Here is a 19,768-nt window from a genome sequence, read left to right as displayed (position 1 = left end):
CCAAGTTGGAGCAGTCGTGTCTTGAATAGTGATTACCTGAGTGAAAACTGTTGAAGTATTATTGCAGACATCTTTTGCGGTCCACGTGTTGGTGTAAGTTCCAGAATTTGCACAAGTTCCAGCGACGAAAGTTCCGCTCACTTTTGTATAGGTTACAGTTCCTCCGCAATTGTCTGTGGCAACAGGAGTTTGATTTTGTGCTGCTGTCAATCCTGCTGCATCACTGCATTGCAAAGTAACATTCAAAGCTGTAGGAGCAGTTGTCCAAGTTGGAGCAGTCGTGTCTTGAATAGTGATCACCTGAGTGAAAACTGTTGAAGTATTATTGCAGACGTCTTTAGCTGTCCAAGTGTTGGTGTAAGTTCCAGCGTTTGCACAAGTTCCAGCGACGAAAGTTCCGCTCACTTTTGTATAGGTTACAGTTCCGCCGCAATTGTCTGTAGCCACTGGAGCTTGATTTTGTGCTGCTGTTAATCCTGCTGCATCGCTGCATTGCAAAGTCACATTTAAGGCTGTTGGAGCAGTTGTCCAAGTTGGAGCAGTTGTGTCCTGAATAGTGATGACCTGAGTGAAAACTGTTGAAGTATTATTGCAAGCGTCTTTGGCAGTCCATGTGTTGGTGTAAGTTCCAGAATTGGCACAGGTTCCAGCAGCGAAAGTTCCGCTCACTTTTGTATAGGTTACAGTTCCTCCGCAATTGTCTGTGGCAACAGGAGCCTGATTTTGTGCTGCTGTCAATCCAGCCGCATCGCTACATTGCAAAGTTACATTCAAAGCTGTTGGGGCAGTTGTCCAAGTTGGAGCCGTTGTGTCGTTAACAGTTACTATTTTTTCACAAGTAGAACTGCATCCATTTAAAGTAGTAGTTAATAATAATTTAAACGTTGTATTACAAGTAGAACCAGCTTTAACAGTTACGTTTTGTAAATTTGTAGCTGATGTGATTGTAGCACCATTCGCAGTTGCAGGAGGTAAAGACCATAAATAGGTCGTCATACCAGCTGGAGCCGCATAAACATTAGAAGAAGATAAACATACCGGACCATCAGTACCAGTAATAGAGCAAGCTGTTGGAGTATTTACCGTTACAGTTGCTTCACTTGTCGCAATATTACTTCCAGAGCATAAACCTGAATTAGAGAATATTGCTCTGAATTTTGTGGTTACTGTTAAATTACCTGTATTGTAAGCTGTTAAACCTGAAGTGCCAGAAATATCTACCCAAGTTGAAAATGGAGCAACAGATGATTGCCATTTAATTACAGTAGAACCGGCATTGAGACCTGTTATGGTTAAAGCAGCACTAGCTCCCGAACATATAGTTGAGTTTGGTCCAACTGTTCCTTTTAGTGGAATTCCAAAAGTAAGTGGAGTATTAGTACATAGACTTGAATTAGGTGAGTTACCACTAACGGAAGCTAATTTTGTAACGTTAATTACGCCAGGATTATTGGGATCACAAATGTTAATTCCTAAGCTTCCAAAAGGAACATTAAACTCTAAAAATGTAGCGCCAGAATTACAATTGGCATTACCTGCCTGAGCAGCAAGACCTGGAGGGATAACATTAGTTTGAGTTTTGACACTACCATTTCCGGTATATAAAGTAAAACCATTTCCGTTAGAATTAATTTCTAAGATATACTCAGCACCAGCCACACTAATGGTTCCTCCAAATGAATCTGAAGTTAATCCTGTTGATGAATTATTATCGGTATCTAAGTACAATCTAAAAAGTGCCGAACCACCATTACCAATGTCCATACCTAATCTTAAAACTTGACTTTGGGTATCAACTTTAGCGTGAATCGTTCCGATGTTACATGTTGAAGAAGGGTTAGCTAATAATACTGTGCTATAAACCGTTCCAGTCGCATATTCATCACCAACTGCACCTGGGCCAGGGCAGTAATTGCCATCATATGTATTTTGAGAATAGCCACTTGTAATAAATATTAAAAGCAACGTAATATAAACGCATTTAATATTCAAATTAATTAAAGTAATGTTTTTCATAATCTCTAATTTTTAATCTTTAGTAAATTTTATTTTGAGATTCTTGAGCTATAATCCGTTTTAATTGATTATAAATTGCCGAGGTTGTTCTTAATAAAAAATTATAATGCTGACTTAAAAAATTGGCTTGTAGAAAAAATGAGCGTTTTTTGTTTCTTTAGTTTTAGGTTAATGTTCAGTAAAATCTCAAGAAGATGGAAAAACTGTTCTATTCATTTTAAATGGGACAAATAGTTTATTAATCACATCGTACATTTCTAACAAAAAAATAACTTACAATTTTGACACTTTTTAGGACCGTTCAAGTGACACTTTTTTATTCTTATAAATTGTTTCTCTGTTTTGTGATATATTTAATATTTTAACAGAATCAAAGTTATATTAGAGTTTTTCTAATATGATTTTTTTATCTGTAACTAACCTAAAAACTCGTTGAAGTGTTGTTTTTTTATAAAAAAATGACTCAAAAACACTTTTTTTTAACCCAAAAAAGTAGAATTTTTTCGTACATTTTTTTGCTTTATTCGTGATATTGAGATTTTTAAAAACGTTTTAAATGATTAATAATCAGGTGTTTGGTTGAAATTTTAAAATATTGTATAATATCGACCAAATACTAATTTTATAGATGAAGTACACAAAATGCAATTTTTGATTTTTTAGAATATTCTATGTGTTAACATTTTGAGGATTATTTATTCTTGTTAAAATTTAGATATAATGTTAACAGAAGTAAAAAAAAGAAAAGGTTTGAAATTTCTTTTGTAAATTAGAACTTAATTAAAAAATGACCTGCAATTCAGGTTTTTAAAATATGCTACTTATGAAAAATCTTATATTAATTCGTCATGCCAAATCTAGTTGGGAAGCACCATTAAAAGATTTCGATCGTCCGTTAATGAAAAGAGGAATTTTAGATGCGCATGATGTTTCATTAAATATTTCAGAGTATCTTCCAAAAACGTATATTATTTGGAGCAGCACTGCCGCGAGAGCCACAGAGACTGCTTTAATTTTTGCGCAAAACATTTCCTATCCATTAGAAAGCATCATTTTTAGAGATGATTTGTACACTTTTGATGAGAAGCAACTCGAAAAAGTTATTAAATCGTGTGATAATAGTCTTGAAAGCGTTATTCTTTTTGGACATAACGAGGCTATTACAAATTTTGTTAATAAATTTGGGGATGTTTTTATAGAAAATGTACCAACTTCAGGCTTTGTTTCGTTACAGTTTGATGCCGATAGTTGGGACACGATCTATAAAGGCAAAACACATAAAACTATTTTCCCCAAAGATTTAAAATAATTACAGTGTACGAACAGAAATATATCGATAGAGAAAAAAGCTGGTTAGCGTTTAATGCAAGAGTACTTCAAGAAGCAGCAGACAATACAGTTCCACTTTTAGACAGACTGCGTTTTGTTGGAATTTTTTCAAACAACTTAGACGAATTTTTTAGAGTTCGGTACGCGGCCATTCGACGATTAAGTCTCTCAGGTATTTCTGGCGAAAAGTATTTAGGAGGTATTTCTGCCCACCAATTAATTAAAGATATTACCGAAATCGTAATTCAACAGCAATCTGAAAGTTTACGTATTCTAGGAAATATTGAAGCTGAGCTAGAATCAGAAAATATTTTTATTATCAACGAAACTCAGATTACACCAAAACAAGAGTGTTTCTTAAAAGACTTTTATACTCAAAAATTAAGTCCGGAATTGGTAACCATCATTTTAAATGATTTAGCTGTTTTTCCAATTCTAAAAGATACTTTAGGATATTTGGCAGTTCGTTTAGAATTAGCCAATGATGAGGTTCGTTATGCTTTAATTGAAATTCCAAAAAACATCAACAGATTTGTTGTGCTTCCTTCTGAAGACGAAAAACAATATGTTATTTTAATTGACGATGTTATTCGTTTCAAACTGAAAAACATCTTTAATATATTTGATTACAAGAGCGTTTCTGCTCACATGATCAAAATTACTCGTGATGCGCAATTGGATATAGATAGTGATTTGAGTAAAAGTATGCTTGAGAAAATCGCTTCGTCTGTAAAAGATCGCCGAATCGGAGAACCTGTTCGTTTTATTTACGATAATTTAATTGAAGAAGATACCCTGCAATTTTTCTTAGATAAAATGAAAATTGTAGAAACAGATAGTATAATCCCTGGAGGAAGATATCATAACCGTCGCGATTATATGAGTTTTCCAAACCTTGGCAGATACGATTTATTGTATAAGCCAAACGAACCGCTGCCAGTTCCAGGTTTGAGTTTGGAAGGAAGTATTCTAGAAAAAATCTCTAAAAAAGATTATCTAGTGCACGCACCTTATCAGTCATTTTCATATTTAACGAAGTTTTTGCGTGAAGCCGCTTTAGATCCAAAAGTAACAAGCATTAAAATTACCTTATATCGTTTAGCTAAAAACTCGCAAATCATCAGTTCACTGATAAACGCAGCTAAAAACGGTAAAAGAGTAGTAGTTCAAATTGAACTTCAAGCACGTTTTGATGAAGCTTCAAATATTTCGTATGCAGAACAAATGCAGACAGAAGGAATCGAGCTTATTTTTGGTATTAAAGGACTTAAAGTGCATAGTAAAATTTGTGTGATCGAAAGATTGGAAGAAGGTAAAAACCGTCGTTACGGATTCATTTCGACTGGAAACTTCAACGAATCGACAGCAAAAATTTATACCGATGTAACGCTTTTTACTTGCCACCAAGGAATTTTAAAAGACACATCCAAAATATTTGAGTTTTTTGATATCAATTATAGAGTGCACAGATACAAACATTTAATTGTATCGCCTCACTATACAAGAACTAAATTCATCAAACTAATTGATCGTGAAATTCTTCATGCGCTTGCTGGAAGAAAAACGCACATAAAGCTGAAAATGAATAGTTTATCTGATTTTAAAATGATCGATAAATTATATGAAGCAAGTAATGCAGGAGTAAAAATTCAGCTTCAGGTAAGGGGAATTTGTTCTCTAATTCCGGGAATTCCAGGAATGAGCGAAAACATCGAAGCTATAAGTATCGTGGATAATTACTTGGAACATTCAAGAGTTTATATTTTCGGAAATGCTGGTCTGACCGAAGTTTACATTTCGTCTGCCGATTTCATGACTAGAAATCTAGACGGAAGAGTCGAAGTAACCTGTCCGATTTATGATCTTGAAATCAAAAAAGAACTGATTGATAATTTCAATATTGCGTGGAAAGGAAACGTAAAAGTGAGATATCACTCTTATAAATTAGATAATAAATATAAGCCCAAAAATCATCATGCCCCATTTAGAGCACAATTTGAAACCTATAAATATTATCAGAACAAAGTAGCCATACTTGAAGAGGTTCCTCAAAAAGTAAATTAATAATAAATACCAATTTTCAAAATCATAAAGTGAGCATGATTAATATTAGGAAGTTTGCAGCGATAGATATCGGTTCAAATGCCATGAGGCTTTTGATCGCTAACGTTGTAGAACAAGAAGGCAAAGAACCGCAGTTTAACAAAAGTTCCCTTGTTCGTGTGCCAATTCGTTTAGGACAAGACGCCTTCACGGTTGGAGAAATTTCACCAGAAAATATAGATCGAATGGTAGATGCTATGAAAGCATTCAACCTTTTGATGAAAGTACATAAAGTAGAGCGTTATATGGCATTTGCAACTTCTGCAATGCGCGAAGCCTATAATGCAAAAGAAGTTGTGGCTTTAATTAAGAAAAAAGCTGACATTAAAATAGAAATTATCGATGGTAAAAAAGAAGCAGCAATTATTGCTTCTACAGATTTGCATCATTTAATTAAATCTGACGAAACCTATCTTTTTGTGGATGTTGGAGGTGGAAGTACCGAGTTTACGTTATTCTCTGACGGAAAAATGATTACTTCAAGATCTTTCAAAGCAGGAACCGTTCGTTTATTGAACAACATGGTTCATGATTCAGTTTGGGATGAAATCGAAAAATGGATTAAAACCAACACGGCAGATTATGATGAGGTAACGCTGATTGGTTCTGGAGGGAACATTAATAAGCTGTTTAAAATGTCTGGTAAGCAGCAGGAAAAACCGCTTTCGTACATTTATGTTAACTCGCAATATGCATTTTTAAATTCATTGACATATGAACAGAGAATTGCCGAATTGGGTCTAAACTCCGACCGTGCCGACGTAATTATCCATGCGACTCGTATTTATCTAAATGCGATGAAATGGAGTGGCGCGCGCCAGATTTATGTTCCTAAAATTGGACTTTCTGATGGTATCGTAAAAGCAATGTATTACGGTAAAATTTAATATTATATTTTTTAAATGAACAAAGGCAGATTAGAAGCTTTTAGTGATGGCGTTTTGGCAATCATTATAACGATTATGATTCTGGAAATTAAAGCGCCAGAAGGGCATCAATTTACAGATCTAAAACCGCTTATTCCGAAGTTTTTGAGCTATATTTTAAGTTTTATATACGTTGGAATATACTGGAACAACCATCACTATTTACTTCATAGTTTATCAAGAGTAAACGGAAAAGTATTATGGAGCAATCTGCACTTTTTGTTTTGGCTGTCTTTAATTCCTGTTTCCACCGCTTGGATGGGAGAACATAATTTTGAAAAAGCAGCTATGACAATGTACGGAGTTGTATTGCTTCTTTCTGCGATCTCGTATATTATTTTGCAATACACTATTATGTGCAGCGAAGGAAAGAATTCTGCTTTGAGAAACGCACTTAAAAAAGATTTTAAAGGTAAAATATCTTTAGTTTTATATGTAATAGGAATTGTTACTGCATTTTACAACCAGTGGATTTCTGGTGCAGCTTATTTTACAGTTGCAATGTTATGGCTTATTCCTGATAAAAGAATTGAGCGCGTTTTTGACTCAAGAGATTAATTTCGCCTAAAATGAAATCCGTATTTCAATCCATTCAGCTTATACCGCAAAGTGAATTAGATCAGTTAGATGATTTAATTATCACACACAAACTCAAAAAAGGAGAGTTATTATTAAAAGAAAATCAGATTAGTAAAGAAATCTACTTTATTAAAAAAGGCATTTTGCGTTCTTTTTTTTTCAACCATCAAGGAGATGAAATCACCAATTGTTTTGCTTTTGAAAATGAATTTATGGCTTCATTTTCAAGTTTTATAACGCAGAACGTTGCCGAAGAAAATATTCAGGCTCTGGCAGATACAGAGCTAGAAGTTTTAAGCCGTGAAGGATTATTCAAGCTTTATGAATTAGGCGCACATTGGCAAGAAATTGGACGTAAATTGACCGAAATGGAATATGTAACGCTTCAAAAACGCATGATTTCATTTCAGAAATTATCGGGAACAGAGCGCTATGAAGAACTTTATAAAAACCATCAGAAATATTTGCAGTTAATTCCGCTTCAGTATTTAGCCTCTTACTTAGGCGTTACCCCAAGGCATTTAAGCCGAATCCGTAAAGCTATTTTATAGGACATTTGTCTAGTTGTCTTAAGATATTGCCTCATTATTTTTGCTGAAAACAATATATATAATGAGAAAAAATATTTTAGTAATCGGAGGAACCGGATTGGTTGGAAAAGTTATATTGCGTATTCTAGAAGCAAGAAATCCCGATTTTAACCTTTTTATCGGCAGCCGCCAATCGGGAAAAAATGCTAACAATCTTGTTATTGATGTAACCAATTCAAAAACTTTTGATGCTATTACAGATAACAAAATTGACCTGATTGTATTATGTACAAAAGACGGCAATAATGAAGTTTTACAGTTTGCAATAAAAAACAAAGTCGATTATATAGATATTACAAAACCAACTCCAGAGTTAACCATTGCTTATGATTTAGCCAGAACAATGCTAAATGTGCAAAGCCGAATTGTTTTCAGTTCTGGATGGATGGGGGGAATTGTGCCTAGCTTGATTGATTTTACGGAATCTGACAAAACTAAAATTCAGGAAACGGGTATTTATATATACTATTCTGTTAAAGACTTGGCAGGTAAAAGTTCGGCCAATTTTTTAGCTGAAAATGTATGCAAACCATTTCTAACTTATAAAAATGACAAACCGTTAAGAGTCAAACATTTTCTAGATTCTGAGAGGTTTAATTTTTCATTCGGAATAGGAGATCGTCAGGTTTATAATCTAGATGTTCCGGATTTGTTTATTTTAAACCAGATAGAAAAAATTCCAACAGTGTGTGTTAAGATGACGTACAATTCTAAGTTTATAACCCGCTTAATGGGATATTTTCAATCGCTTAAAATTTTCAATATCATGCTTTTGAGAGAAAGACAATTGTTGTTTGGTTCTAGTGGAAACGGTGATCAGACTGTTTTTGAAGTGATAATTAAAACTCAAAATACAACCAGACGAATTAGTTTGCAAAGTTTAAAAGGTCAAGCCGAGTTAACTGCATTTTCTACTGTTTTGCATATTGAGAAAATGCTGCATGAGTCTTTGTCTGGCGGAGTTTATTTTAGTCATCAGATACATTCCTCGAAAGAAGTTTATGAAGCATTAAATAGTTACAGTACATTCAATCTTAAAATTGACAATTAGCATTATGAAAAAAATACTGATTATAAACGGACATCCCAATGCGGAAAGTTTCAATTTCGGAATCGCAGAAGCTTATGAAAATGGAGCCATTTTTTCGGGTGCTGAAGTAGAAACGATTACAATTGCCAATTTAAAATTCAATCCAAATTTGCAGTTTGGGTATCAAAAACGTACTGAGTTAGAACCAGATTTGCTAGAATCTTGGGAGAAAATAAAAAGAGCCGATCACTTGGTTTGGATTCATCCTGTTTGGTGGGGTGGGCTCCCAGCGATAATGAAAGGTTTTTTGGACCGATTATTTTTACCTGGAATGGCTTTTCGATACCGAGAAAACTCTGTTTGGTGGGACAAATTGCTTAAAGGTAAAACAGCTCACATCATTACAACGTTAGATCAGCCAGGCTGGTATTATAGATTAATGTTCGGCAGACCAAGCGTTAATCAATTAAAAAAATCTACTTTGGAATTCTGTGGGGTAAAACCGGTCAAAGTAAGTTATGTTGGAATTATAAAAACCTCTAACGAAAAACAAAGAAAAAAATGGCTCGAAAAAATCTATAATTACGGATTGCAAAATAAATAGCGACAATCTAAGAAATAAGCGAATAAAGAAGCAATTTTATGAATTTGCAAAGTATTCATAAAGAAAAGAATAAGAAAAAAATATCGTAATTCGCGATGAAAAAATATTAAGAAGGAAGATCCAATCCAAATGTAGAACGCAAAAGTTCAATGTTTGGATTGATTTCTAAGAAGCGATTGTATCGATCTTGATCGTTAAGGGCTCTTACTGTTTTAATTTCTTCGTTTACAATTACTTCAATCGTAATGTCATGATTGTGTAAATGTCCTTTTAAATACCCTAATAATCCATTTATTTGGTTTTCAAAATCTAGTTTTGAACCTTCATTTGGCAACTCATAATAAATTGTTGTACCATCCAGAGTAGGATCACTAATCAATAGAATTGATTCCATGATCTTAAGTCCTTTTTGGCCTAAACGTTCCGCGTATTTGTTCCAATGCAGACGCATATCGGTTTCGTTAAATTCTTCAGTTAGAAAAACAGTAGTAGGCTTAACGTACGATTTGCTATTTGCTTCCATTTCTTTTTTCTTGCGGATACTAGCAAGAGAAAAAGCAGAAACTTTAGGTCCGCTATTAGCTTCTGTTTTTGGAGCTTCTGGAGTTTGAACTTTGGGAGTTTCGGTAGGAGCTTGAACTGTATTTTGGGTATTTACAGATGCGGCATTATTTTTTTCTTCCGAATTTGGAATTTGGGATTTTGTATTTGGATTTTCCTTACTCGGACTTTGAACTTCAACAATAGAATAACCTCCATTTTTAAAGTAAACGGGCGGAATTATGAATTGCTCAACTTTTTTTTTTCTCCATCAAAGTTGATAGAGGCCAATTGCATCAAGCATAATTCAACTAAAAGTCGCTGATTCTGGCTTAATTTGTATTTTAAATCGCAGTCGTTTGCAATGTCAATTCCTTTAAGTAAAAACTCTTGAGAACATTTTTGAGATTGAACTGCATACATTTGCTGCGCTTGTTCACCAACTTCTAATAAAGCAATAGTAGAAGGTGTTTTGCTCACTAATAAATCTCTGAAATGAGAAGCTAAACCAGCAATAAAATGATGTCCATCAAAACCTTTAGCTAAGATATCATTGTATGCCAATAAAAGTTTCGGAATCTCATTTTCCAAAAGTAAATCGGTAATCGAAATGTAAGTTTCGTAATCTAGAACGTTTAGGTTCTCGGTTACAGCTTGACGCGTCAAATTTGTTCCGCAATACGAAACTACACGGTCAAAAATAGATAAAGCATCACGCATGGCTCCATCTGCTTTTTGAGCAATAATGTGCAATGCATCATCTTCAAAAACGATTCCCTGACTTTCAGCTACATCTGCTAAATGTTCTTTAGCATCTTTTACTGTAATTCTTTTGAAATCAAAAATTTGGCAACGAGATAAAATCGTTGGAAGAATTTTGTGTTTTTCTGTTGTTGCTAAAATGAAAATAGCATGTTTTGGCGGTTCTTCTAATGTTTTAAGGAAAGCATTAAAAGCAGCCGAAGACAACATATGGACCTCGTCAATGATATATACTTTGTATTGTCCAGTTTGTGGCGGGATTCGAACCTGATCGATAAGGTTACGAATATCATCAACAGAGTTGTTTGAAGCAGCATCTAGCTCAAAAACGTTAAATGCAAAATCTTCGGTAGGATCATCATATCCAGGCTGATTTATTTTTCGAGCCAAGATACGGGCGCAGGTAGTTTTACCAACCCCACGCGGTCCTGTAAATAAAAGAGCAGACGCTAAGTGATTGGTTTCAATAGCATTCAACAAAGTGTTGGTAATGGCTTTTTGCCCCACAACATCCTTAAAGGTCTGCGGGCGATATTTTCTTGCCGATACTACAAATTGTTCCATATTCTCTTTTATTGGATAGCAAATATATGACTTTTGTTTCGTTGTTTAAAACCGATTTTAGTTATTTAGAGAAATTCTTTTTCCTCAAAATAACAAAGAGTAAAATAAGAAATAATACGATGTTGACAATCAAAGCAATGATAATATATTGACTATAGCATTCTATTTTTGATTGCTGTTCTTTTTCTAAATTTTGATTTTCAAAAGTTTTATATGCTCTAAGTTTTTCTAGATGATAAATCCAATCTTGTATATTTTGATTTTCGTATTTTAGTTCCCAGACGTAATTTGATAATAAATTTACTTTTTCATCTTTTGAAATTAATAGATGATCTTTTGGAGGTGGTGGAGGGAGGAAGTAATTTTGATATGGCTTGAATCCCATACTTGGTGAACAACCGCTTATGTCAATAATAGTTTTATCTTTTTTAAAATCGGCATAAATAATCCAAAGTTGTTTTTGGATTGGTAAAATAGAACAACTAGTAAATTCTTTCCCTTTAATATATTGAGAATTGTATTTTCCTTTGAATAATTCTATAATTCTAAAAGTAAAAGTTCTTTTTATTGAATCCACTTTTATGACTTCTCCGTAGAATACAATTTCAGATTGATTTAACCCTTTTTCGATCATATTTTCTTTGTCAATAGGCATGCATTCACAAGAAAAAGAATAATTAGGGAAGTAAATAAATATAAAAAAGAGAAGAGGGCTAAACTTCATAAGTTAGATTTTAAATACAATAATAATAAATTTTTGTAATAAAAAATGCACTATTTTTAATCCGAAACTAAAATAACTTTATTTAAAAAACATAATTTTTTTTATAATTCATGAACGCAAAACAAATTGTCAGATTAAGTAATATTATTGGTATTGCTTCTATACTTTTATTGGTGTATTGGGTTTTTACATTTATTGTAATTGAGGTTTTCGGACTAAAGGTTTTTAGAGAAAACATGACCGAAAGCTTTTATTTAAGCATACTTGGAATCCTTGCTCTTATGGCTGGATCTCTAATAGTGAATCTCATGTTTAATTTGACAAGAATTGCCGAAAGAAAAAATGAAGATGAAGTCAACACCAAATCAAACCGACGCAAGTTTGCTGTTCTGCTTTTAATTTTTCCATTAATTCTAAGTATACTTTTTGGCGGTGATTATCTGACTTCTGCCAAAAAGGAAAAAATGCTAATTGATTCTGCAAAATCAATCATAGAATCAAATAAGTCAAATAGTGATAAACTTCTAAATTATACTTTTTCTAAAGCGTATATCAAGGAAACCACTGGTATTTTAAGAGTTTTGTCTGAAACAGACAATAACTTTCCAAGTGTTACCTTAATAGTGAAAGATTCGATTAAGGATTCGCCTGTTTTTCTAGGTTTTAATGCTTATTATGATGAAATTTTGGAAGCAAATGATAGTATACAGCCTAAGAAAGTAAATTATATTTATAAGACAACTAAAGAAGAAAGAGCTTATTTGAATGAGGTTTTTGATAAAAACAATGATGAATTATGCTATAGTTCGAGAAAAGGAAATTATGAATTGTTTTACCCATATAAAAAAAATGGAAAAACGATTATTATTTATTTTTCTGAACAGCAGCGTTATGGTAAAATAGGAAGCTGATAAACTTGCATAATATGAGGAAGTATTTTCTACTAATAATTTTGCTTGCAGCGTTTGCTGTAAAAGCGCAAAAAACTCAAACGAGTCCAATTTATCAATTGCGAATCTATGAGATTTTCGAAAGCAATAAAAAAGAATTTCATGAGCGTTTTCGCGACAATGCCATGCGTATTATGAAGAAATACAATTTTAAGATTATTTCTATTTACGAATCAAAATCAGATAAGAAAACCGAGTTTGTCTATTTTCTGGAATGGCCGGATGAAGCAAAAATGAAAAAAGCTTGGGAAGATTTTAGAAAAGATCAGGAATGGATTGATATTAAAAAACGATATACCGAAAAATATGGCGATGTTGTGGGGAATATCGAAGATCGAGTTTTGAATAAACTTGATTATTCGCCTAATTAGGATGGTTTTAAAGTTAAAATAGTAATAATATGGATATTTCAATTTATAGAGAAGAAATTAAAAAGCTGAAGCCATTAATGGATTCTAAGTTTAAGTATAATATTAACAAATGGAGCAAGTTAAATCCTGATTTTGTAAGTCATGTAAATGAGTTTGAAAATTTAGATATTTCAAGGCATGATGTCATTTATGCATTTAGAGAATATTATTCTAATAAAATTAGATGGGAAAAACCTTTCCTTCTCACAATGATTTGGGGATTCGCAGATACTGGGTATGGAACATTTCGAACAAATAATTATATTACTGAAAAAGATAATCAAAATAAAATTAGGAAATCATTTGATGCTGTGAGAGATAATGATTTAGAATTGGCATATAAAATTTTAAAATCAATTAAAGGTCTTAATATAAGTTATATTTCAAAGATTTTATATTTTGCAACAAGAGCTTGTGATTATAGCGAATATGCACTGATTTATGATATTAGAGTAGCAAGATCACTTATAAAATTGACAACTTTGCCTGAGATTTTTGAAATTGTGGAAATAAACCCTTCATCTAAATTCTCTCATTATAAAATTTATAATTCTTTGATGCATAGATATGCTAATGAATTAGATTTTGAAGCAGAATCATTGGAAATGTTTCTTTTTAATCTTAAGTGATATAAACTTAATCTTAATTATGAAAGCAAAAGAAAGCGAATTAGCTATTTTAAAGAAAGCAATCCAAGATGGTCTTGAGAGTGGAAGAGCGGAAAGCTTTAGTTCTAAAAAGCATCTTGAAAACTTGAAGCTGTCCAGGAATGCTAGAAAATAGATGCAAATTAAGTTCCTACTGAAAAACTTATAAAACTCACCACAACATCATATAATCTTTTGATACTTAATCTTTTTAATTTTAAAAATGTAAACTATTAAAAAGAGAGTATTATGAAAATGAGATCCATTTTATTAGGAATGAGCCTTAGTATTGCTTTGGTGTCGTGCAAACCGAGCGATGCTGATATTGAAAAAGCAATCAGTGAAAAATTAAATGATCCAGATATCCAAGTTGCAGTTCATGAAGGCGTGGCTACAATTACAGGTGTTTGTGATGACGAAATTTTCAAAAAAAATATTGAAAAAAGTGTAAGGGCAACCAAAGGTGTTAAATCTGTGGTAAATACTTGCGAATTGGCAAGAGCCAATCAAGAACCAGCTGCCGCTACGGTTGTTATTAATTCTGATACAGATTTTGATAAATCGGTTAGTAAGGTTGTAGATGCTTACGATGGCGTAAGTGCTACAGTTGTAGGTGGCGTTGTGACGCTTTCGGGTGAAATTAAAAGAGACAAGTTACAGCCTTTAATGCAAAGCATTCACGAATTACATCCTAAGAAAGTTGACAATAAATTAATCATTAAATAAAAGATGTTATGAGTTTACAAGATAAATACAGAGAAGTGACCAATTTAGCATCTGAATTAGGAATCGAAAATTTGCAGGTAAGAGAACAAGATAATGTGTTATACATTGACGGAACAGCAAAATCGGCAGCAGATAAAGATAAACTTTGGAATGCTTATGAAAAATTGGATCCAGAATATAGATCGGCAGATGTAGTTATGAACATACAAGTAGAAGAAGGCGTTTCTAGAGAATATACAGTTGAAGTGGGAGATTCTCTTTCGAAGATTGGAAAAGCGTATGGAGTTTCTTGGCAGGATATTTTTGAAGCGAATAAAGATATTATTTCGAATCCTGATTTAATTCAGCCAGGCTGGAAATTGAAAATACCGACACCCTAAAATTGACAAATTCCAATAAAAAAAATCCAAATTCCAATTTTGCATTAATACAATTGGAATTTGGATTTTTTTATTTTCAAGCTCTGGATTGGATTTTAAAAATTACCTTCCCCTAATGCTTAAATCAAATAAAAACTGTGCTGTTTCCTGATCTGAATCGGCTGAGAAACCAGCAACATAAACTCCTTTTTTGCCCGTAGTCGACTTAATTCCGTATACAACTGCCTCATCCGCTGGGTCTGACTCACCCTCGTATCGATACACATGAACAATTTCAAATTTCTCAGGATTCTTCTTAATCGCATCAGCATTTCGATTAAAATCGCACGTAAATCCTTTCTCATTCAATTGATCTAAAGCCTTTGAAACAGTTGCGTAATGATACATTCTTTTCATGATAAACTGTATTTAAAATTATAGATTTCTAAAGATAACTATTTTAAAATTAAAAAGTTATGATGAAACTCATAAAATAGGAAATTTAAAATCATTATTGTTAGTTCTTAAATCGTTACTTTTGCAGTGCAGACCGCCTTATCGTCGTCCCGTCCCGATAGCTATCGGGATCGGGAGGGAGGAAAGTCCGGACACCATAGAGAAGCATAGCGGGTAACGCCCGTCGGTTCCGAAAGGGATTAGGACAAGTGCAGCAGAAAGTATGTACAGGTAATGCTGTAGTGAAACCAGGTAAACTCTATGCGGTGAAATACCAAGTATATCGGCATTTAAGGGCTTCTCGTTCGTTGCCGAAGGGTAGGTAGATTGAGTCCCGAAGCAATTCGGGATCTAGATAAATGATAAGGTATTGTCTCCTTGCAAAATGAGACAAGAACAGAATCCGGCTTACAGGTCTGCATTTTTTATATATTTGTGAACTATCTAACTTATCCTCATGAATATTACGACTCCAAACCCTTCTTCAAAAGCTAAAAAAAGTCTTTTTCGAACTGTTGTAACCAATCTTACATTTTGGGTTTTAATTGCTATTATTTCGGGCGTTTTGCTTGGACATTTTTCTCCTGAAAATGGTGTGAAAATGGAGTTTCTTGGCAAGAAGTTTATTCAGCTTATTTCTCTTTTTATAGGTCCAATTATTTTCTTGACAATCGTTTTGGGAATTTCTGGAATGGGAAACTTAAAAAAAGTGGGTAGAATTGGCGTTAAAGCTTTAACTTATTTCGAAATGGTCTCCACAGTTGCTCTTGCAATTGGTGTGGCTGTTGCTTATATATTTAAACCAGGAAAAATAGATAAATCGGGACTTACTTTTGGCGATGCAAGCCAATATACAAATGGAGCAGCAAAAGATTTTTCTTGGTTACAGTTTTTCTTATCCAATTTTACATTACAGGTTTTATTGGCCGCTATTATATGCGGAATCGCTCTGAACTTTTATAAGAAAAGAGAGCAGACTATTTTGGTTTTAGAACGCTTTTCGAAAGTCGTTTTTACTGCTTTAAAATATGTTATGTATCTAGCTCCAATCGGTGCTTTTGGCGGAATGGCTTACACGATTGGAAAATTTGGTTTAGCAACTTTGATTCCTCTTGGAAAACTGATGCTTTGTGTTTATCTGACGATGGCATTATTTGTCTTTTTGGTTTTGGGAAGTATATTGAGATATTATAAAATAAGCATTCTTTCAATTTTAAAATACATTAAAGAAGAACTTTTGCTAGTTCTCGGAACTTCATCTTCAGAAGCTGCTTTGCCAAGTATTATGGTAAAATTGGAGAGAATGGGCTGTAGTAAATCGGTTGTTGGATTGGTTATTCCGACTGGTTATTCTTTTAATCTTGACGGAACTTCGATTTATCTTTCTATGTCGGTGCTTTTCATTGCGCAACTTTACGACGTACATTTAACCTTTTTTGAAATCATGACCGTTATCGGAATTCTGATGATTACTTCGAAAGGTGCGGCGGGCGTAACAGGAAGCGGATTTATTGTTTTAGCATCGACTTTAACCGCTTTGCATAAAATTCCAGTTGAAGGTTTAGCATTTCTATTGGGCGTAGATAAATTTATGAGCGAAGCCAGAGCGATTACCAATTTAATAGGAAACACAGTCGCGACGATCATAATTTCTAAAACAGAAAGAGATTTTGTAGAGTTGAATCTTGATCCTTTATTAGAATGATTTTGCCACAAAGGCGCTAGGGCGCAAAGTTTTTGTTTTTCTTTGAGTTTAAAATTGCTCGCAAAGTCGCGGAGCCGCAATGTTTTTTTGAGTTGACTCTAGCTTTAGCTGGAGTTTAGGGTGAATTAAATTTTAAAGGCTTTAGCCAAACAGCTTCTAGTATGGCTAAAGCCCTTGTCCTTCGTTAATTTGTTAACATCCAGCTAAAGCTGGACGCTATTCAAATTAATTTTATAAATAAACTTTGCGACTCCGCGACTTTGCGAGATTAAAAAACTTCGTGCCTTAGCGCCTTCGTGGCAAAAAAAAACTACGATTCGTCTTTTGTTGTTCGCACCAAGCTAATTCCCGACATGAAAAAGACGATTCCTAATATTCCGTAAATAATAAGCGATTTTATATCTCTGGTTTCTCCAGATGTGCCGGCAAAAATAACGGCCGTATAAATAAGTCCTACTATTCCGAGGATTGTAAGCAATCCACCGAAAAATCTTTTTAGGTTCATGATTGTTAGATTTAAAAGTTCTCTAACAAAGTTAAATTTCGATAAGTTAATTGTTGTTACACAATTGTTTATGAGGAATTATATGATTTACAGGATTTTATTTTTCTATTTTAAATTCCAATCCGATGTTTCGAACACTTTCTATTTTAATATTTGGATCTGAATTAAAATATTTTCTCAATCTGCTGATAAAAACATCCATGCTTCGCCCTGAGAAATAATCGTCTTTTTTCCAGATTGACATTAAAATCTGATCTCTTTTTAATAGCTGATTATGATTCAGATATAAATACTCAATAAGAGAAGCTTCCATTTCTGTTAGCTGCTGAACATGATTTTTATTATTAAGAGTTAAGCGTTCGTTATCAAAAATATACGAACCAATTTCGATGATATTATTTCCTTCTAACGTTCTTTTCTGTTCAATTCTTTTTAAAATATTCTGCAAGCGAAGAACCAGTTCATCCACTTCAAAAGGTTTTGCGATGTAGTCGTCTGCACCAAGTTTCAAGCCGATGATTTTGTCTTCTTTCAGCTTTCTTGCCGTTAGAAAAATAAAAGGAATTTCAGGATTGATGGTAATGATTTTTTCAGCTAATGAAAACCCGTCCATTTTGGGCATCATTACATCAAAAATACAAATATCAAAAACCTGATTTTTAAAATAGTCTAAAGCTATTTCGCCATTTTCTGCCCAGATTACTTCAAATTGATGCAATTCTAGGTATTGTTTTAAAATCGCCGCAAAGTCAAAATCGTCTTCGGCTAAAAGTAATCTTTTCAAAATAAGGGAATTAAACTTTTAATAAAATAGTAAACTGAGTTCCTTTTCCTAAATCGCTAATAACGTTTACAGAACCCTGATGCGCTTTTACGATTTGATCAACATAATACAATCCTAAACCTAAGCCTTTTGTATTGTGCAGGTTTCCTTGTTCTACGCGATAAAATTTCTCAAAAAGAAAAGCTTGTTTATTTTTGGCAATTCCAATTCCGTCATCTTCAAAACTAATAGAGAATTGCTTTTCCACAATTTTCGTTTTTACAGTAATCGTGTTAGAACCATATTTTACAGCATTTTCAAGAACATTCAAGAAAGCAGTTGTTAAATGAAATTTATCTAAAACTAGAATGGTTTTCGCTGTTTGAAAATCGGTTTTTAGGTTGATTTTTGGAAAAGTAATTTTAAAATCATTGACAATAGAAAACAAGAAATCTTCGGCATCGATTTTTTCCTTTTGCAATTCAATTTCATTTTCTGCTAAAGAATTGGCCATAACCTGATCAATTAAATTTTGCAGACGGTTATTCTGGCGTGAAATTGTACTCACAATGGCGTTGAAATTTTCTTCGTTTTCACGAATGCTTTTCTGCGCCAAAATCTTTGTCGAAATTCCTAATGTTGCCAAAGGAGTTTTAAGTTCGTGTGTAATGTTATTGATAAAATCGGTTTTTACATCACTTACTTTTTTCTGTTTAATTAAAGCTTTTAAGGCAATTACAAAAAGCGTAATTAAAGTCAGAATTGATAATAAAGACAGAATAAGAATGAAAGTCATTCGTCTCAAAATAATCATTTCCCAATCAATTACAGAAACATACATAGAATCTTCTGTAAGCAATTGGTATTCCTGATTTTCAAACGTTCCGTTGGTTGTTCCAACATAATTTCTAACTAAAAAAGCATGATCTAAAGACGCTAGATTTCCGTACAATTTATTTTGGATAAAAGGCTTTTCTGAGAAAATCGTATCGGCTTTTTTAGCACTTTGATACAGAATAAATTTATTGAGGACAATCGCAAAATCAATTTTAAAATTAGGCAAATCTCTTTCAAATTTTCGCTGAATTTCTTGTGTTACAGCATTCTTATATTCATTTTTTAAAACACCAATTTTGATATCCAGTTTAGTGTTTTTCCCTTTTATGTATTTTTCAGAAAGACTTTTGTAAAGCGCTTCTTTTTTTGCCACAAAAGCTGAGTCAATATCACTGTAGTTGTTCGAAATCTGAGCAATTTCATTTTTAATCTGCGTATGGAACTGTGCCACTTTATATTCGTAGGCTGTTTTTACCAAATAACATTGCACGGTCATAAGCACGATGAGCGCAATGACAGAAAATGCGATTAATAAATTGATTCTTTGTTTCATACTCATTCGGAATTCTGTTTCAAAAATACGTGCTTTTACCATACAAATGGCAGATTAACTCTCCATTAACCTACGATTAACTTTCACAAC

22 protein-coding genes and 1 other RNA gene are annotated in these 19,768 nt (G+C 33.2%); 15 read left to right on the top strand and 8 right to left on the bottom strand.

Features of this window, described 5'->3' with window-relative positions; translation table 11 throughout:
* Positions 1 to 2,016: HYR-like domain-containing protein (locus DMB71_RS03135; RefSeq protein ID WP_317048393.1), on the bottom strand; the 2,016-nt coding region annotated here is incomplete at its 3' end.
* Positions 2,017 to 2,839: 823 nt separating this feature from the next.
* On the opposite strand from DMB71_RS03135, the gene DMB71_RS03130 reads away from it, so the two are divergent.
* The 7 genes from DMB71_RS03130 to DMB71_RS03100 all read left to right on the top strand — a co-directional run bounded on the left by DMB71_RS03130 (position 2,840) and on the right by DMB71_RS03100 (position 9,177).
* Entirely contained in the window at positions 2,840 to 3,325 is a 486-nt protein-coding gene (locus DMB71_RS03130; RefSeq protein WP_111363607.1) for a SixA phosphatase family protein, read from the top strand.
* Positions 3,326 to 3,330: 5 nt separating this feature from the next.
* Positions 3,331 to 5,409, top strand: a complete 2,079-nt coding sequence (gene ppk1 / locus DMB71_RS03125; protein WP_162614774.1) for a polyphosphate kinase 1 — start codon at positions 3,331 to 3,333, stop codon at positions 5,407 to 5,409.
* 35 nt (positions 5,410 to 5,444) lie between these two features.
* Positions 5,445 to 6,335 carry a Ppx/GppA phosphatase family protein gene (locus tag DMB71_RS03120; RefSeq protein WP_111363603.1) on the top strand — a complete coding sequence of 297 codons (891 nt, stop codon included), beginning with the start codon at positions 5,445 to 5,447 and terminating at the stop codon, positions 6,333 to 6,335.
* A gap of 15 nt (positions 6,336 to 6,350) precedes the next feature.
* Positions 6,351 to 6,932: a TMEM175 family protein gene (locus DMB71_RS03115; RefSeq protein ID WP_111363601.1), complete on the top strand. Its 582-nt coding sequence runs from the start codon at positions 6,351 to 6,353 to the stop codon at positions 6,930 to 6,932.
* A gap of 11 nt (positions 6,933 to 6,943) precedes the next feature.
* Entirely contained in the window at positions 6,944 to 7,504 is a 561-nt protein-coding gene (locus DMB71_RS03110; RefSeq protein ID WP_111363599.1) for a Crp/Fnr family transcriptional regulator, read from the top strand.
* Positions 7,505 to 7,565: 61 nt separating this feature from the next.
* Positions 7,566 to 8,594 (top strand): saccharopine dehydrogenase NADP-binding domain-containing protein, encoded by a 1,029-nt coding sequence (locus DMB71_RS03105; protein WP_111363597.1) that lies wholly within the window; start codon positions 7,566 to 7,568, stop codon positions 8,592 to 8,594.
* Positions 8,595 to 8,598: 4 nt separating this feature from the next.
* A complete protein-coding gene (locus DMB71_RS03100; protein ID WP_111363595.1) occupies positions 8,599 to 9,177 on the top strand; it encodes an NAD(P)H-dependent oxidoreductase in 579 nt (192 codons plus the stop codon).
* Positions 9,178 to 9,283: 106 nt separating this feature from the next.
* Here the strand turns inward: DMB71_RS03100 and DMB71_RS03095 are convergent, their stop codons facing one another.
* From DMB71_RS03095 to DMB71_RS03085, 3 genes are all read right to left on the bottom strand, one after another.
* Positions 9,284 to 9,700 (bottom strand): DNA polymerase III subunit gamma/tau, encoded by a 417-nt coding sequence (locus DMB71_RS03095; protein ID WP_111363593.1) that lies wholly within the window; start codon positions 9,698 to 9,700, stop codon positions 9,284 to 9,286.
* 257 nt (positions 9,701 to 9,957) lie between these two features.
* The gene (gene dnaX / locus DMB71_RS03090) at positions 9,958 to 11,043 is read right to left on the bottom strand and encodes a DNA polymerase III subunit gamma/tau (RefSeq protein ID WP_066034110.1); all 1,086 of its coding nucleotides are present in this window, start codon (positions 11,041 to 11,043) and stop codon (positions 9,958 to 9,960) included.
* A gap of 61 nt (positions 11,044 to 11,104) precedes the next feature.
* Positions 11,105 to 11,767 (bottom strand): hypothetical protein, encoded by a 663-nt coding sequence (locus DMB71_RS03085; RefSeq protein WP_162614773.1) that lies wholly within the window; start codon positions 11,765 to 11,767, stop codon positions 11,105 to 11,107.
* Positions 11,768 to 11,877: 110 nt separating this feature from the next.
* Between DMB71_RS03085 and DMB71_RS03080 the strand changes: the two genes are divergently transcribed.
* From DMB71_RS03080 to DMB71_RS03060, 6 genes are all read left to right on the top strand, one after another.
* Positions 11,878 to 12,678 carry a peptidase gene (locus DMB71_RS03080; RefSeq protein ID WP_111363589.1) on the top strand — a complete coding sequence of 267 codons (801 nt, stop codon included), beginning with the start codon at positions 11,878 to 11,880 and terminating at the stop codon, positions 12,676 to 12,678.
* Between the two features lie 14 nt (positions 12,679 to 12,692).
* Positions 12,693 to 13,088, top strand: a complete 396-nt coding sequence (locus DMB71_RS03075; RefSeq protein ID WP_111363587.1) for an NIPSNAP family protein — start codon at positions 12,693 to 12,695, stop codon at positions 13,086 to 13,088.
* A 29-nt stretch (positions 13,089 to 13,117) separates the two neighbouring features.
* A complete protein-coding gene (locus DMB71_RS03070) occupies positions 13,118 to 13,756 on the top strand; it encodes an 8-oxoguanine DNA glycosylase OGG fold protein (RefSeq protein WP_111363585.1) in 639 nt (212 codons plus the stop codon).
* A 19-nt stretch (positions 13,757 to 13,775) separates the two neighbouring features.
* Positions 13,776 to 13,910: a hypothetical protein gene (locus DMB71_RS22215; protein WP_262510400.1), complete on the top strand. Its 135-nt coding sequence runs from the start codon at positions 13,776 to 13,778 to the stop codon at positions 13,908 to 13,910.
* A gap of 113 nt (positions 13,911 to 14,023) precedes the next feature.
* Complete coding sequence (locus DMB71_RS03065) at positions 14,024 to 14,500, top strand: BON domain-containing protein (RefSeq protein ID WP_111363583.1); 477 nt, start codon at positions 14,024 to 14,026, stop codon at positions 14,498 to 14,500.
* 8 nt (positions 14,501 to 14,508) lie between these two features.
* Positions 14,509 to 14,880, top strand: a complete 372-nt coding sequence (locus DMB71_RS03060; protein WP_111363581.1) for a LysM peptidoglycan-binding domain-containing protein — start codon at positions 14,509 to 14,511, stop codon at positions 14,878 to 14,880.
* A gap of 102 nt (positions 14,881 to 14,982) precedes the next feature.
* Here DMB71_RS03060 and DMB71_RS03055 read toward each other — a convergent pair whose 3' ends face one another.
* Entirely contained in the window at positions 14,983 to 15,276 is a 294-nt protein-coding gene (locus tag DMB71_RS03055; protein WP_111363579.1) for an SH3 domain-containing protein, read from the bottom strand.
* 125 nt (positions 15,277 to 15,401) lie between these two features.
* Here DMB71_RS03055 and rnpB point away from each other — a divergent pair.
* Both rnpB and DMB71_RS03045 read left to right on the top strand, forming a co-directional pair.
* An RNA gene (rnpB, locus tag DMB71_RS03050) (RNase P RNA component class A) lies at positions 15,402 to 15,742 on the top strand.
* Between the two features lie 30 nt (positions 15,743 to 15,772).
* Entirely contained in the window at positions 15,773 to 17,020 is a 1,248-nt protein-coding gene (locus DMB71_RS03045; protein WP_111363577.1) for a cation:dicarboxylate symporter family transporter, read from the top strand.
* Positions 17,021 to 17,330: 310 nt separating this feature from the next.
* Here the strand turns inward: DMB71_RS03045 and DMB71_RS03040 are convergent, their stop codons facing one another.
* From DMB71_RS03040 to DMB71_RS03030, 3 genes are all read right to left on the bottom strand, one after another.
* Positions 17,331 to 17,525, bottom strand: a complete 195-nt coding sequence (locus DMB71_RS03040) for a hypothetical protein (protein ID WP_008467912.1) — start codon at positions 17,523 to 17,525, stop codon at positions 17,331 to 17,333.
* A gap of 97 nt (positions 17,526 to 17,622) precedes the next feature.
* Positions 17,623 to 18,309, bottom strand: coding sequence for a response regulator transcription factor (locus DMB71_RS03035; RefSeq protein WP_111363575.1), 687 nt, complete (start codon positions 18,307 to 18,309; stop codon positions 17,623 to 17,625).
* 10 nt (positions 18,310 to 18,319) lie between these two features.
* Entirely contained in the window at positions 18,320 to 19,720 is a 1,401-nt protein-coding gene (locus tag DMB71_RS03030) for a sensor histidine kinase (RefSeq protein ID WP_239452910.1), read from the bottom strand.
* Positions 19,721 to 19,768: the final 48 nt, after the last annotated feature.

This window comes from Flavobacterium tistrianum (assembly GCF_003254545.1).
Classification (GTDB): Bacteria; Bacteroidota; Bacteroidia; order Flavobacteriales; family Flavobacteriaceae; genus Flavobacterium; species Flavobacterium tistrianum.
This window is presented reverse-complemented; position numbering and strand designations above follow the sequence as displayed.